Raw genomic sequence first — 14,179 nt, 5'->3', positions numbered from 1 at the left:
CGGCGGTTCCGCACCGCCGCCCTCGATTTCCCGCCCCCGATTTCCTGCCGTCCGGTTTTCAGCCGAACCGGCGAATATCGAACGGTTCCAGCGGCACTGCCGGCTGCTCGCCCGCCATCATCGCGGCAACCAGCTTTCCGGTAATCGGCGCCAGCGTCAGCCCCAGATGCTGGTGCCCGAAGGCATAGTAGAGATTGTCCGCCTTCGCCGAACGCCCGATCGCCGGCAGGTAATCCGGCAGCGTCGGCCGGCAGCCCATCCAGCGCCGGAACGGCCCGCTTACCGGCAGGCCCAGTTCGGCGACATGCTGTTCCAGCCGTTCCCACTTGCGCGGATCGGCGGGCGCATCGACCTTGCCCAATTCCACGAAGCTCGCCGCCTGCAGGCTGTCGCGATAGCGGGTGACGATCATCGATCGCTCCTCGAACACCACCGGCGGCATGTCCCTGGGCCAGCCCGCCGCATCGGCGCGGATGTGATACCCGCGCTCCGCGATCATCGGAGCCTTGTGCCCCAGCGCTTCCATGATCGCGCGCGAGCGCACGCCCGCGCAGACCACCACGCGATCCGCCTCGACGCCCTCAACCTCGACGCCGCTGCCGGTCCGGCGCAGCTTCGCGCTGCCCGAAACCATCGCGCCGCCCCGCGCCGCGAAAGCAACGCGCAGCGCATCGCGCAAATCCGCAAGGTCGGCGATCTGGCCGCTCCCCGAAAAGCGGATCGCACCAGCCACCTTGAAGGCGCCCAGCTTGCCCAGCATCTCACGCTCGGCCGGAGTCGCCGCCTGAACCCGTGCCACGCCGGTATCGGCCGCTTCCCACGCTGCCTTGCCGGCAATCGCCTTGCGCGGCTCGTTCCAGAGCACGAAATGACCATCCTGCTTCAGCAGGTCCGGCGCGCCGATCCGCTCGGTCAACGAAACCCACGCCGGCATTGCCGCTTCCATCAGCGGGCGCAGCGCCGCACAGCCCTTGCGGAACCGCGAAGGCGCCGATGCAGCCAGCAATCGCAGGCCGAACGGCAGCCAGGCATCGACAGCGGAAGGCGGAAACGCCAGCGCCCCGCCGCGTAGGAACAGGCGCTGCGGCATCGACCGCACGGCCTCCAGCGAGGCCAGCGGCTCCACCTGCTCCACCGCGATATGGCCGGCATTGCCCCAGCTTGCCGCCTGCCCGGCATCATCGGCATCGATCAGGACAACCGCGTTTCCGGCCTCCAGCAATTCGATGCCAACCGACAGGCCGACTACCCCTCCGCCGACCACTGCTATGCGCGACACAAAAACTCCATTGCAAAGCTGAAATGAGATCGTATACGATATAAACGCATTCCAGAATCCACGCAAGGCAGACCATCACCCATGCTTCCGGTTTTCCCCGGTTCGGACAGCCAATACGCACAAGGCCTTAGCCGGGTGCAATGCTTTGCACCGTGGACGGCGAGATTGCGGGCCTGTGATACATCATCTACCGTATACGTCAGCCCTGACGCGGCATCGCGCCGCATGGGGGCGATCTATATGGAGACCCTCTGGTGACAATCGTCGTCCGCACGCTTGCCGAACGTATTTTCGACGTGATCCGCGAAAGGATCGTCGAAGGGAAGCTGCCTGTCATGGAGCCGGTCAGGCAGGATGCGCTCGCCGCCGAACTGGGCGTGAGCAAGATCCCGCTGCGCGAAGCGCTCGCGCGGCTTGAACATGAAGGCCTGCTGACCAGCCAGGCCAATCGCGGCTGGTTCGTCCGCCCGATGTCCAGCGACCAGGCAGAAGAAATCTATCAGCTGCGCCTGTCGATCGAGCCGGCTGCGGCCGCCTATGCCTCCACCCTGGCGGAAGAGGCTGACAAGGAAGCCGCGATCAAGGCGTTCGAGGTGCTGGACGCCGCCGCATCGGGCAATCTGAACGACGTGGCCGTGCGCAACCGCGAATTCCACGTCGCGCTCGTCCGCCCGGCCAAGCGCTTGCTGACCACCCAGCTGGTGGAACGGCTTGAGGTTCTGGCCGAACGTTACGTGCTGGCCCATCTGGAGCCGGCCGGCCGCGGGGACCGCGCGCATACCGAACACCGTGACTTGCTCGAAGCCTGGCTCGCCGGAGATGCGACCAAGGTGAAAGGCCTGCTCACGCAGCACATCGCCAGCACGCTTGACGACTTGCGTGCCCATTTCACCGCCGAACAGACGGGCTGACCAAGCCGGTCGACTAAAACCTGGGGGACCGAATGCTCGGACCGCGTAAATCCATAGAAAAACTGTCGCAACGCGATTCCGGACATTCCCTTGCCAAGACGCTGAGCTGGCCGCACCTGATCGCCCTTGGCGTCGGCGCGATCGTCGGCACCGGTATCTACACGCTGACCGGCGTCGGCGCCGAGCGCGCCGGCCCCGCCGTGATCCTGGCCTTTGCGGTTGCCGGCGCGGTCTGCGCCTGCGCCGCCTTGGCCTATGCCGAAATGGCGACGATGATCCCGGCCGCGGGCAGCGCCTATACCTTCTCCTACGCCGCCATGGGTGAGACCATCGCCTGGGTCGTGGGCTGGAGCCTGATCCTCGAATATTCGCTGGCCTGTTCCACCGTGGCGGTCGGCTGGTCCGGCTATCTGGTGGGCTGGATCCAATCCGCCGGAATCCACTTGCCCCATGCCTTGCTGGTCGGCCCGCATGGCGGCGGCGTGATCAACCTGCCCGCCGTAATGGTGGCGCTGGCGGTGATGGGCATGCTGATCGCCGGCACGCGTGAAAGCGCCACGCTGAACATCGTGCTGGTCATCATCAAGCTGGTCGCGCTGTCGATCTTCGTGTTCATGGCAGCGCCCGCCTTCAATGCCGACAATATGCACCCCTTCATGCCCTATGGCTTTGCCAGCACCGAAGTGGGCGGCATGCAGCGCGGCGTGATGGCGGCAGCGGCCATCGTGTTCTTCGCCTTCTACGGCTTCGACGCAGTCGCCACTTCGGCGGAGGAAGCCAAGAACCCGGGCCGTGACCTCACCATCGGCATCGTCGGTTCGATGGTGGTCTGCACCGCGATCTACATGGCCGTGGCGATCACCGCGATCGGCGCCCTGCCCTTCCAGCAGCTTGCCAACTCGCCCGAGCCGCTCGCTCTCGTGCTGCGCCAGCTTGGCCAGCCGGTTGCCGCGCACCTGATCGCACTTGCCGCCGTGCTGGCGCTGCCTTCGGTCATCCTCGTGATGATGTACGGCCAGAGCCGCGTGTTCTTTGTTATGGCGCGTGACGGTCTGCTGCCGCGCAGCCTGGCCAAGATCAGCCCGCGCACTGGCGCCCCCACCCGCATCACGCTGATCACCGGCATTTCCATCGCCCTCGTCGCCGGCATCTTCCGCCTGGACGAGATTGCCGAGCTGGCCAATGCCGGCACGCTGATCGCCTTCATCTCGGTCGGCGCCTGCCTGATGATCCTGCGCCGCCGCGCGCCGCAGCTGCCGCGTCTGTTCAAGTGCCCGCAGCCTTACGTGGTCGGCACGCTGACGATCCTGGGCTGCGCCTACCTGCTGTTCAGCCTGCCTTCGACCACGCTGGTCCGCTTCGGCGCCTGGAACGTCATCGGCCTCGTCGCCTACTGCCTCTACGGCCGCACCCGCAGCGAAGCCGCTCTCGAAGCGCAGACTGCCGCGTAACCTTTTCGGGGGATGCCCGGCCGGCATCCCCCACCCCTTCCCGCTCCACCTTTTCCGAATGCGACACGGTCCAAGGAGATCGCGATGAAACACGCCTTTATCAAAGCTGCAGGGATTGCAACTGCACTGCTCGCCGGCACCTCGCCCGCGCTCGCCAAGACCGCCTATGACGGCGTCTGGCTGTTCGACGATACGCCGCCCACCCCCGGCGTGACGATGATGGAAGTCACTTCCAAGGGCGGCAAGATCGCCGGCTCGGTGACGACCAAGTGGTACGGCCCGGTCGAGATGATGAACCCGCACATCGAAGGCGGCGTGCTGAAGTTCGAGGCGCGCAACCTCAACGACCGCGATCACCTGACCCGCCAGTGGAGCGTCGCCATCGAGGACGGCCGCGCCCATCTGAAGGGCCAGATCTGGGAATCGGAAATCGACAGCACCGGCCGCCCCGGCACCGCGAAGGACGCCAAGGCCCGCGCCTTCCAGTTCTCGGCGCTTCCCGCGCTGGGCGCACCGATCCCCAGCAAGCTGGCCGCCACCCCGCCGATGGGCTGGAGCAGCTGGAACAAGTTCGCCGATCATATCGACGACAAGACCGTGCGCGCCATGGCCGATGCCATGGTCTCGTCCGGCCTGCGCGATGCCGGTTACATCTACATCAATATCGACGATGGCTGGCAGGGTGAGCGCGATGCCAAGGGCGTGCTCCAGCCCAATGCCAAGTTCCCCGACATGAAGGCGCTGACCGCCTACGTCCATTCGAAGGGGCTGAAGATCGGCATCTACTCCTCGCAGGGGCCTAAGACCTGCGCGGGCTACATCGGCAGCTACGGCCATGTGAAGCAGGACGCCGATACGTATGCCGACTGGGGCTTCGACTACCTGAAGTACGACCTCTGCTCGGGCGAATGGTTCTACGCCGATGCCGACACCGTGAAGCGCAGCTACTACGAAATGGGCAAGGCGCTGCAGGAAGCCGGCAAGCGGACCGGGCGCGATATCGTGTTCTCGCTCTGCGAATATGGCCGCTTCGACGTGGGCAGCTGGGGCCGCGACGTGGGCGGTGTGCTCTGGCGCACGACCGGCGACATCACGGACGATTATCCGACGATGGCCAAGATCGGCTTCGACAAGAACGGCAATCCCGCCTGGGCCGGCCCGCATGGCTGGAACGACCCGGACATGCTGGAGATCGGCAACGGCGGCATGAGCGCGGACGAATACCGTACCCACATGTCGCTCTGGGCCATGTCCGCCGCGCCGCTGATGATGGGGCATGACCTTCGCGAGATGAGCCCGGAAACGCTGGCGATGCTCACCAACCGCCGCGTGATCGCCGTCGATCAGGATACGCTTGGCGTGCAGGGCAAGCCGGTGCGCAAGGCGGGTTCGATGGAAGTCTGGGCCAAGCCGCTGTCCGATGGCCGCGTGGCATTGGCGCTGTTCAACCGGGGCGATGCGCCGGCACCGCTGTCGCTGACGCCGGCCGATGCGGGCCTTGCCGCGGTCGATGGGGTCGAGGATCTGTGGAGCGGCGCCAAGGCAGGCGCGTTGCCCGCCGGCTATCAGGTGCCCGCGCGCGGCGTGGTGATGGTTGCGGTGAAGGGCCGCAAGTAAAGCCGGGACGGCGGCCCCGCTTGCCCCTGACGGCAAGACCCGCCGCCCGGCCTTTCCTATAAGCGCGGACGGTCGCATCGCTGGGCGATGGAGACCGTCCGCACCTTCTGCCGCAATTGCAGCGCCTCCTGCGCCATGGCGATCGATGTCGATCAGGGCCGGATGCTGGGCGTGCGGCCTGACGGCGCGGTTTCTCCCTACGGCGCCTACCTCTGCCCCAAGGGCCTTGCCTCGGTGGAGTTTCATAACGGGGCGGAAAACCGGCTGCTCCAGTGCCTTGCGCGCGGGGCGGACGGCGCGTTCGCACCGATAGAGCCAGATACCGCGCTGGACGCCATCGGCGCGAAGCTGGCCGCGCTCGTGGCCGAGCATGGGCCGCGATCGGTGGCCGTCTACCACGGCACCGGCGCCTATCGCAGCACGCTGGGCGGGCTGATGGAACGGGCGTGGGTTTCAGCGCTCGGCACGCCCAATTTCTTCTCGACGATGACCATCGACCAGTCGGCCAAGTGGGTGACGATGGCGCGGATGGGTACCTTCGCCAGCGGCCGCCACGCACTGCGCGATCTTGACGTGGCGCTGCTGGCGGGCGGCAATCCGGTCGTCACCCATCAGGGCGCGCCGTTCGCGCTGGTTGAGAGCGGCGCGCCGGGCCGCGCGCTGGAAACGGCGCGGGCGCGCGGCATGAAGCTGATCCTGATCGATCCGCGCCGCACCGAAACCGCGCGCTATGCCGATCTGCTGATCCAGCCGCTGCCCGGCCACGATACCGCGATCTTCGCTGCCATCGCCCATGTTCTGCTGCGCGACGGTACATGCGACCATACTTTCGTCGATCGGTGGTGCTCCGGACTGGACGATGTGCGTGCGTTGGTGGCCGAAGCGACGCCCGAATGGGCCGCGCACCGCGCCGACGTGCCGGCCGAGCAGATCGAACTGGCGGCACAATGGCTGGGAGAAGCCCGCAAGGTAGCGGTCGGCAGCGGCACCGGGCCTTCGTTCTCGGCCTACTCCAACCTCGCCGATCACATGATCGAACTGGTGAACGTGCTCTGCGGCGGATATCGCCGCGCGGGCGACCTCGTGCGCAATCCCGGCACGCTGCGCCCTCGCACGTTCTTCGAGATAGCCGCCTCCCCCTCTCGCAGCTTCGAACGCGAGCCGAAATGCCTGAGCGCGGACACCGGCCAGCTTCTCGGCGAGTTTCCTTCCGCCCTGCTACCGGGCGAGATCACGGCGGATTCGCCAGACCGCATCCGCGCGCTGATCGTCTTCGGCGGCGATCCCCTGAAGGCCATGGGCGATCCGGCCCTCGCCAGTGCCGCGTTCGACAAGCTGGATCTGCTCGTCTCGCTCGATTCCCGGATCAACGAAACCGGCAAGCGCGCGCACTACCTGATCGCCGCCAGCCAGCCTTTCGAACGCCACGACCTTACCCTCGCCGCCGACGCGCTGTTTCCCGAAGCTTTCGCGCAATATGCCCCGCCGATCGTCGCCAAGCCGCCGGGCTGCCTGCATGACTGGGAGTTCTTCTGGGAAGTCTCCGCGCGCATGGGCCTGCCGCTGACGTTCAAGTCCTGGAGCTATGGCCAGCGTTTTGAAGACATCCCGCGCGGCCTTCCGCTGAGCCTGACCGAAAAGCCCGATCCCGAAGCGCTCTGCCGCTTTCTGGCGGCCGAGGGCAAAGTCGATTTCGACAGCCTCGCCGCCCATCCCGAAGGCCTGCGCCCAGATGGCGAACCGGCCTTCGTGCAGCCCGCGCCCAATCCCGGCGGCAAGCTGCAGCTCATGCCCGCCGACGTCGCGGCGGAATTCCGCGCTTATGCCACGGAACCTCCCAACGATGGCTATCCGCTGCGCCTCGTCAGCCGCCGCACGCTGCATACACTCAACGGTGCGTTCCGCGATTCCCGCGCCGCCCGCAAACGCTATCCGGTCAATCCCGCCTGGATGAACCCGCTCGACATGGCCGCGCTGGGGCTGGAGGACGATGCGCTGGTGGAGATCGCCTCCCCCCACGGCACGATCCGTGCGCTCGTCCAGGCCGAGGACCGGCTGCGGCGCGGCGTCGTCTCGATGTCGCACATGTTCGGCGCGCTGACGGGCTCCGGCGATCCGGTCGCCGATGGCGGCTCCAATCCCGGCGAACTGACCTCGCTGGTCGAGACATTGGAGCCGATCAACTTCATGCCGCGCTTTTCCGGCATACCGATCCGCGTCACCGCGGCCTGACCGGCACTGCATGCCGCTACCAATAGTCGGACGATTCGGTTTGCCCTGCGCAGGCCGAAACAGGCTTTCGATGTCCCGCGGAGAGACTCCCGCTTTCCCTTCACCGCGCATTCAAAGCCCGGAAAACCGCGCAACCGCGTGCCATTGCGGCATTTTTACGACAGATAACTTATTTCGTATACTATATTTGACATGACGCGAAATGTGTCGCAACACTGGCGCATTGAACAAGGGAGTCATGCCCATGAGGGGTCGTAACCAGACACTTTATTGCGCTGCAGCAATATCGGCGCTCATCGCCGGGACTGTCAGCACCACCACGGCGTTCGCGCAGGATGCAGCCGAAGCGGCCCCCGCCGCCGACATCGTCGTTACCGGCACCCGCATCAAGCGCGCCGACCTGGAAAGCAACAGCCCGCAGACGGTCGTCGGTTCCGACGAGTTCAAGTTCCAGGGCGCGACCTCGGTCGAACAGGTGCTGAACCGCCTGCCGCAGTTCACCGCCGACGCCAATGAGAACGTCTCGAACGGTTCGGATGGCACGTCCAAGATCAACTTGCGCAACCTCGGATCGAACCGCGTTCTCACGCTGATCGACGGCCAGCGCATGATGCCTTCGCAGGCGATCAACCTTGCCTTCATCCCCAGCGCCCTGATCGAGCGTGTCGATGTCATGTCGGGCGGCGCTTCGGCAGTCTATGGTTCGGACGCGCTTTCGGGCGTGGTGAACTTCGTGCTGAAGAAGGACCTGGACGGCGTTCGCGTCGATGCCCAGACCGGCTTCTCCCAGCACAATAACAACAACAGCTCGCTCCGCGCGCTGCAAAGCGCCTCAGGCTACGACACGGCCCCGTCCTCGGTCGCCGACGGCGGCAAGCAGGACATCACTATCGCGGCGGGCAAGAATTTTGCCGACGGCCGCGGTAACATCACCGTCTATGGCGGCTATCGCCACATCAGCCCGGTCCGCCAGTCCAGCCGCGACGTTTCCGCCTGCGCCCTGCAGGATCGTGAATCGGTCGTCGGCTCCGGCAATTTCGACCAGCTGTTCTGCGGCGGTTCGAGCAACACGCCCTACGGCTCGTTCATTCCGCTCTCGGATCTCAGCCCCTACAAGGGCCAGACCCTCATCAACAACCGCGACGGCAGCGGCACGCTGGTGCCATACGACAATTCGTATGCGTACAACACCTCGCCGGACAACTACCTCCAGCGCTCGGACGAGCGTTACACGGCGGGCGGCTTCGCGCACTTCCAGTTCAGCAAGGCAGCCGAAGTCTACGGCAGCTTCATGTACATGAAGGACCAGACCTTCTCGCAGGTGGCGCCTTCGGCAGTGTGGTTCGGCACGGCCTTCGACGTTTCCTGTAACAACCCCTATGCCAGCGCCGCTCAGCTTAGCGCCATCTGCGGCTCGGCAGCAGGCACCGACGCCACTGCCCCGACCAACGTCGGCTACCGCGTGGTCGGCCAGCCGCGCCGCGACAATCTGCGCTTCAACGACTATCGCTATTCGGCAGGCGTGCGCGGCGATATCGGCAGCGGCTTCAGCTACGACGTCAACTACATGTACTCGCTGGTGAAGTACAAGGAGACGTACCTCAACGACGTGAACCAGGCCAAGGCCGGCCTCGCGCTCAATGCGGTCAACGTCAACGGCGTGCCGACCTGCCGCTCGGTCATCGACGGCACCGATCCGAACTGCATTCCGATCAACGTCTTCACCCCCGGCGGCGTGACGGCGGATCAGGCCGCCTACATCTTCGGCGAGAGCAACACCGCTTCGCGCAACTCGCTGGGCGTGATCTCGGGCTCGCTGAGCGGCGATCTCGGCCAGATGGGCGTGACCCTGCCCTGGGCCGAAAAGGGCGTCGGCATCGCGCTGGGCGTGGAACGCCGCCGCGAAACGCTGAACTTCACGGCTGACGAAGTCGCCCAGCAGAACGGCACGCTGCCTTCCGACGGCATCATCGCCGTGACCGAGGCCTTCGGCGAAATCGAAGTCCCGCTGATCGAGGACAAGCCGTTCTTCCGCTCGCTGACGATCAACGGCGGCCTGCGCTATTCGTCCTACGACAACAAGCAGAACTCCACCGGCCTGAAGTCGGGCTACAACGTGTGGACCTACAAGGGTGAGCTGTCGTGGGCGCTTGTCGACGACCTGCGCATCCGCGCCAGCTACAACCACGCGATCCGCGCGCCCAACGTGGCCGAACTCTTCGCCGCCCAATCGGTCGGCAACGTCAACGGCACCGATCCCTGCGCCGGCAGCAGCCCCAGCGCCTCGTTCGAGGTCTGCCAGGCGACTGGCGTGACGCAGTCGATGTACGGCAGCATTCCGAATTGCCCGTCCGACCAGTGCTCCGCGCTGGGTGGCGGCAACGTCGCGCTCAAGCCGGAAACTGCCGACACCTACACGCTTGGCGTGGTCATCACGCCGAAGGCGCTGCGTCGCTTCTCGGTTTCGGTGGACTACTACAACATCAAGGTGAAGGACTACATCGGCTCGATCGCGCCTTCGCTGATCATGGGTCAGTGCGCTTCCACCGGTGATCCGTACTACTGCGGTCTGTTCGTGCGCGATCCGCGTTCGGGCCAGGTCTTCGGCCAGAACTCGGGCTATATCATCTCGACCACGATGAACACGGGCTACCTCAAAACCTCCGGTCTCGACGTGAATGCCGATTACACGTTCAACATCGGCAAGCTGGGCAGCATGAACCTCGGCGTGGTCGGCACCTACCTGATCGAGCAGGTTTCGCAGCCGGTCCCCGGCGGCGGCTCGTACGACTGCAAGGGCCTGTTCGGGTACACCTGCGGCCAGCCGACCCCCGAATGGCGCCATGTCGCGCGTCTTTCGTGGATGACGCCGACCGACACGACCGTCTCGCTGTCCTGGCGCTATATCGGCGGCACCAAGCTTTCGAGCCTGACCGACAATCCGCTGCTCTCGGCCGACCAGACGACCGTGAACCGCAAGATCGGCGCCTACAACTACTTCGACCTGTCGCTGACGCAGGCGATCGACAAGAACTTCACCCTGCGTGCAGGCGTGAACAACATGTTCGACAAGGACCCGCCGGTCCTCGACTCGGGCCTGCTGCAGTCGTTCGGCAACGGCAACACCTACCCGGGCGTCTACGACTCGCTCGGCCGTACCATCTTCGTGGGCTTCACCGCGAACTTCTGATCCCGTCCCGCACGGCGGCTTTTCGTTCCGTATCCGAAAGCCGCCGTGTCCCCCCGTGGGATCTGTGCGAGGCCCGTCCGGTCACAAGACCGGGCGGGCCTTTGCACATCCTGATCAGGCCGGGACCACTTGCGCGGCGGCGATCTCGCGGATGTCGCGCGCCAGTTCCTCCACGCGGGCAAGGTCGCTGTCCCAGGCGAACATGAAGCGGGCGCTGCCGCCGATGAAGGTGTAGAAGCGCCAGCCGCGCTCGCGCAGATCGTCCAGCACCCGTGTCGGCGCCTCCAGGAAGACGGAGTTCGCCTGCACCGCGAACTTCAGCGAGAGCCCCGGCAGATCACCCACCAGTTCGGCCAGACGGCGCGCGCAGGCATTGCCATGTTCGGCATTGCGCAGCCAGGCGCCGCTTTCGATCAGGCCGATCCATGGCGCCGACAGGAAGCGCATCTTGGAGGCGAGCTGTCCGGCCTGCTTGCAGCGATAGTCGAAGTCCGCCGCCAGCGCGCGGTCGAAGTAGAGGATCGCCTCGCCCACGGCCATGCCGTTCTTGGTGCCGCCGAAACAGAGCACGTCCACCCCGGCCTTCCATGAGATGTCCGCCGGCGCGCAGCCCAGCGCGGCGCAGGCGTGGGCGAAGCGGGCGCCGTCCATGTGCAGCTTCAGGCCGAGTTCGCGGCAGACGGCGGAGATCGCCTTGACCTCGTCTATCGAATAGACCTGCCCGGTTTCGGTCGGCTGGGTGATGGTGACGACGCGCGGCTTGGGGAAGTGGATGTCGGAACGGCTGGCGGCGAGTGCGCGGATCGCCTCGGGCGTCAGCTTGCCGTCCACCGACTGGGCGACCAGCAACTTCGATCCATTGGAGAAGAACTCCGGCGCGCCGCACTCGTCGGTCTCGACGTGGGCCGAGGAGGAACAGATCACGCTGTGATAGGACTGGCAGAGCGAGGCCAGCGCCAGCGAGTTGGCCGCCGTGCCGTTGAACACGAAGAACACCTCTCCATCGGCCTCGAACAGGCTGCGGAAGCTGTTGGCGGCGCGCAGGGTCCACTCGTCGTCGCCATAGGCCACGGCCGAACCGGCATTCGCCTCCATCATCGCGGCAAGCGCCTCGGGACAGATGCCGGCGTAATTGTCACTTGCGAACTGCTGGGGGTGCTGTGTCATCGCTGCGTTTCCTCGAGTATCTTGCGTGGCAAGATCCGGATCGACGTATGACAGTGGCGAAAGGTCCCGTTTAGTTGCCGGTCCGGCCACATCCCTCCCTGCGGAGGCACCACCTTGCTCGGGGAGCAGGTTGGCGTCGAACGTCGGTCCGACTCTTGATGCTGAGACGGCCAATAGACGCGCCCGAGCGGCTGCGCAAGAGTGTTGCGGCAGGGCGCACGAACATTACCGCACAAAAAAGCCCCCGCCGGCAGTCCGACGGGGGCTAAAAAGTGATCGGCGGAGAGGGAATGCAGACCCGCCGATCGGGTGGGTATCGTAATTACGTAACCTGGAAACCGGCCCAGAACGGGTCTTCGCGGTCGATCCAGATCGTGTTGAAGCCGGTGGCGATGGCCGAGCCTTCGATCGAGGGAATGATCGCCGGCTTGTCACCCAGCATGACTTCCTGCTCCACGCGGCCGATGAAGCGGCTGCAGATGTAGCTTTCGTGCACGAAGCGCTCACCCACCTTCAGGCGGCCGGTGGCGTGCAGGTGCGCGATGCGGGCCGAGGTGCCGGTGCCGCAGGGGCTGCGGTCGATCGCCTTGTCGCCGTAGAACACGGCGTTGCGGCCATCGGCGCCCTCGTGCTTAGGCTTGTCGGCCCAGAGGATGTGGCTGACGCCGCGGATCGTGGAATCGAGCGGGTGGACCGGCTCGTACTTCGCGCGCACGGCTTCGCGGATGCGGCCCGAAAGCTCGATAATGCGCGAGGCGCCGAGATCGTCGAGGCCGGTGTAGTTCCCCTGTGGCTCGACGATGGCGTAGTAGTTGCCACCATAGGACACGTCGATCGAGAGCGGGCCGATGCCTTCCACGTCCACCTCAATGCCGCGTTCGGCGACATAGGCGGGGACATTGGTGATGCGCACCGAGGTGACCTTGGGACCACTGGTTTCGTAGGCGATCTCGATCACGCCGGCGGGTACTTCGACACGCAGCTTGCCCGGCGTCGCGGGCTGGATCAGGCCGTGCTCAAGGCCGAACGTGACCATGCCGATGGTGCCGTGGCCGCACATCGGCAGGCAGCCGCTGGTCTCGATGAACAGGATGCCGATGTCGTTCGCCGGATCGCAGGGCGGATAGAGGAAGCCGCCCGACATCATATCATGCCCGCGCGGCTCGAAGCAGAGGCCGGTACGGATCCAGTCGAAGCGCGACAGGAAATCCTGCCGACGCTCGGACATCGAGGCGCCCTTCAACAGCGGAGCCCCGCCCGCCACAAGGCGAACGGGGTTACCGGCTGTGTGGCCGTCGATGCAGAAGAAAGTGTGCCGCATCGACGCTCCCTTATGCTGCTGCCGCGACCGTCAGGTCGGGACGGGTGGCGGCGGCCTTCTCGACCATCGCGATCACTTCCGCGCGGCGCTCGCCCTCAAGGACGTAACGCGGAGGCAGAACGCGCTCCGAACCGCGACCCATGACCTGCTCGGCCAGCTTGATCGACTGGACAAGGTCATGCTCGGCATCGAGGTGGAGGAGCGGCATGAACCAGCGATAGATTTCCATGGCCTTGGCATGGTCGCCGCGTTCGAACGCCTTGACCAGTTCGACCGATTCCTTCGGGAACGCGTTGGTGAGGCCCGAAACCCAGCCCTGCGCGCCGAGGTAGAGACCTTCCAGAGCCACGTCGTCGAGGCCGGCGAACAGCGTGTAGCGATCGCCGAAGGTGTTGCGGAAATCGGTGAAGCGGCGGGTATCCGGCGCGGATTCCTTGACGGCGACGATGTTCTTCACATCGATCAGCGCGGTCAGCACGTCCTTGTCGATCACCGTGCGGTAGGCCGGCGGGTTGTTGTAGAGCATGATCGGCAGACCGGTCTGGTCGGCCACGCCCTTGAAGTGCGCGACGAGTTCCTTGGCCTTGGGCACGTAGACCATCGGCGGCAGCAGCATCAGGCCGTCGGCGCCGATCTTTTCGGCAGCCTGCGCGTAACGCACGGCGCGGCGGGTATCGAATTCCGAAACGCCGGTGACGACGGGAACGCGGCCGTTCACGGCTTCGACGATCGCGGTGAGGACCTGAACCTTCTCGTCGAATTCGAGCGAGTTGTTTTCACCAACGGTGCCGAGCGCGATCACGCCGGTCACGCCGTCGTTGATGAGATCGTCAACGACGCGCTGGGTGTCAGCGAGATCGAGGGAGAGGTCTTCGCGCACCTGGGTCGTGACCGCGGGGAACACACCCTTCCAACCAATTGCCATAATGAGAATCGTCCTGCGATGTTTCTGGTTAATCTAGATATCGTATACGATATTACAAATTAACCTGCAATTGCATTATTCGCACC

Annotated in this window: 9 protein-coding genes and 1 riboswitch; of the genes, 5 read left to right on the top strand and 4 right to left on the bottom strand. The window is 65.3% G+C overall.

Going from position 1 to position 14,179, the window contains the following annotated elements; all coding sequences use genetic code 11:
* Nucleotides 1–58 precede the first annotated feature (58 nt).
* The gene (locus ACZ1JV_RS03745; RefSeq protein ID WP_465149642.1) at nt 59–1,279 is read right to left on the bottom strand and encodes an NAD(P)/FAD-dependent oxidoreductase; all 1,221 of its coding nucleotides are present in this window, start codon (nt 1,277–1,279) and stop codon (nt 59–61) included.
* Between the two features lie 254 nt (nt 1,280–1,533).
* Between ACZ1JV_RS03745 and ACZ1JV_RS03740 the strand changes: the two genes are divergently transcribed.
* From ACZ1JV_RS03740 to ACZ1JV_RS03720, 5 genes are all read left to right on the top strand, one after another.
* Complete coding sequence (locus ACZ1JV_RS03740) at nt 1,534–2,190, top strand: GntR family transcriptional regulator (RefSeq protein ID WP_465140070.1); 657 nt, start codon at nt 1,534–1,536, stop codon at nt 2,188–2,190.
* A gap of 32 nt (nt 2,191–2,222) precedes the next feature.
* Complete coding sequence (locus tag ACZ1JV_RS03735; protein ID WP_465149641.1) at nt 2,223–3,641, top strand: amino acid permease; 1,419 nt, start codon at nt 2,223–2,225, stop codon at nt 3,639–3,641.
* Nucleotides 3,642–3,725: 84 nt separating this feature from the next.
* Nucleotides 3,726–5,258 carry a glycoside hydrolase family 27 protein gene (locus ACZ1JV_RS03730; RefSeq protein WP_465149640.1) on the top strand — a complete coding sequence of 511 codons (1,533 nt, stop codon included), beginning with the start codon at nt 3,726–3,728 and terminating at the stop codon, nt 5,256–5,258.
* A gap of 87 nt (nt 5,259–5,345) precedes the next feature.
* Nucleotides 5,346–7,490, top strand: a complete 2,145-nt coding sequence (locus tag ACZ1JV_RS03725) for a molybdopterin-containing oxidoreductase family protein (protein ID WP_465149639.1) — start codon at nt 5,346–5,348, stop codon at nt 7,488–7,490.
* 244 nt (nt 7,491–7,734) lie between these two features.
* On the top strand, nt 7,735–10,680 hold the full coding sequence (locus tag ACZ1JV_RS03720) for a TonB-dependent receptor domain-containing protein (protein WP_465149638.1): 2,946 nt from the start codon (nt 7,735–7,737) through the stop codon (nt 10,678–10,680).
* A 114-nt stretch (nt 10,681–10,794) separates the two neighbouring features.
* Here ACZ1JV_RS03720 and ACZ1JV_RS03715 read toward each other — a convergent pair whose 3' ends face one another.
* The 3 genes from ACZ1JV_RS03715 to ACZ1JV_RS03705 form a co-directional block, all read right to left on the bottom strand.
* Nucleotides 10,795–11,847 carry a threonine aldolase family protein gene (locus ACZ1JV_RS03715; protein WP_465149637.1) on the bottom strand — a complete coding sequence of 351 codons (1,053 nt, stop codon included), beginning with the start codon at nt 11,845–11,847 and terminating at the stop codon, nt 10,795–10,797.
* A 60-nt stretch (nt 11,848–11,907) separates the two neighbouring features.
* Nucleotides 11,908–12,014, bottom strand: a riboswitch (SAM-I-IV-variant riboswitch).
* Nucleotides 12,015–12,169: 155 nt separating this feature from the next.
* Nucleotides 12,170–13,168, bottom strand: a complete 999-nt coding sequence (locus tag ACZ1JV_RS03710) for a 4-hydroxyproline epimerase (protein WP_465149636.1) — start codon at nt 13,166–13,168, stop codon at nt 12,170–12,172.
* A gap of 10 nt (nt 13,169–13,178) precedes the next feature.
* Entirely contained in the window at nt 13,179–14,093 is a 915-nt protein-coding gene (locus tag ACZ1JV_RS03705; RefSeq protein WP_465140076.1) for a dihydrodipicolinate synthase family protein, read from the bottom strand.
* Nucleotides 14,094–14,179 lie beyond the last annotated feature (86 nt).

It is taken from the genome of Novosphingobium sp. BL-S-19, from assembly GCF_055521675.1.
Note: the sequence above shows the minus strand (reverse complement) of the source record. Positions and strands in the feature narration are given on the sequence as shown.

What these genes read in the sequence shown, in the direction of transcription:
- ACZ1JV_RS03710 (WP_465149636.1), bottom strand. Translation starts at nt 13,168, where the DNA reads ATGCGGCACACTTTCTTCTGCATCGACGGCCACACAGCCGGTAACCCC.
- ACZ1JV_RS03725 (WP_465149639.1), top strand. Translation starts at nt 5,346, where the DNA reads ATGGAGACCGTCCGCACCTTCTGCCGCAATTGCAGCGCCTCCTGCGCC.
- ACZ1JV_RS03705 (WP_465140076.1), bottom strand. Translation starts at nt 14,093, where the DNA reads ATGGCAATTGGTTGGAAGGGTGTGTTCCCCGCGGTCACGACCCAGGTG.
- ACZ1JV_RS03715 (WP_465149637.1), bottom strand. Translation starts at nt 11,847, where the DNA reads ATGACACAGCACCCCCAGCAGTTCGCAAGTGACAATTACGCCGGCATC.
- ACZ1JV_RS03735 (WP_465149641.1), top strand. Translation starts at nt 2,223, where the DNA reads ATGCTCGGACCGCGTAAATCCATAGAAAAACTGTCGCAACGCGATTCC.
- ACZ1JV_RS03730 (WP_465149640.1), top strand. Translation starts at nt 3,726, where the DNA reads ATGAAACACGCCTTTATCAAAGCTGCAGGGATTGCAACTGCACTGCTC.
- ACZ1JV_RS03720 (WP_465149638.1), top strand. Translation starts at nt 7,735, where the DNA reads ATGAGGGGTCGTAACCAGACACTTTATTGCGCTGCAGCAATATCGGCG.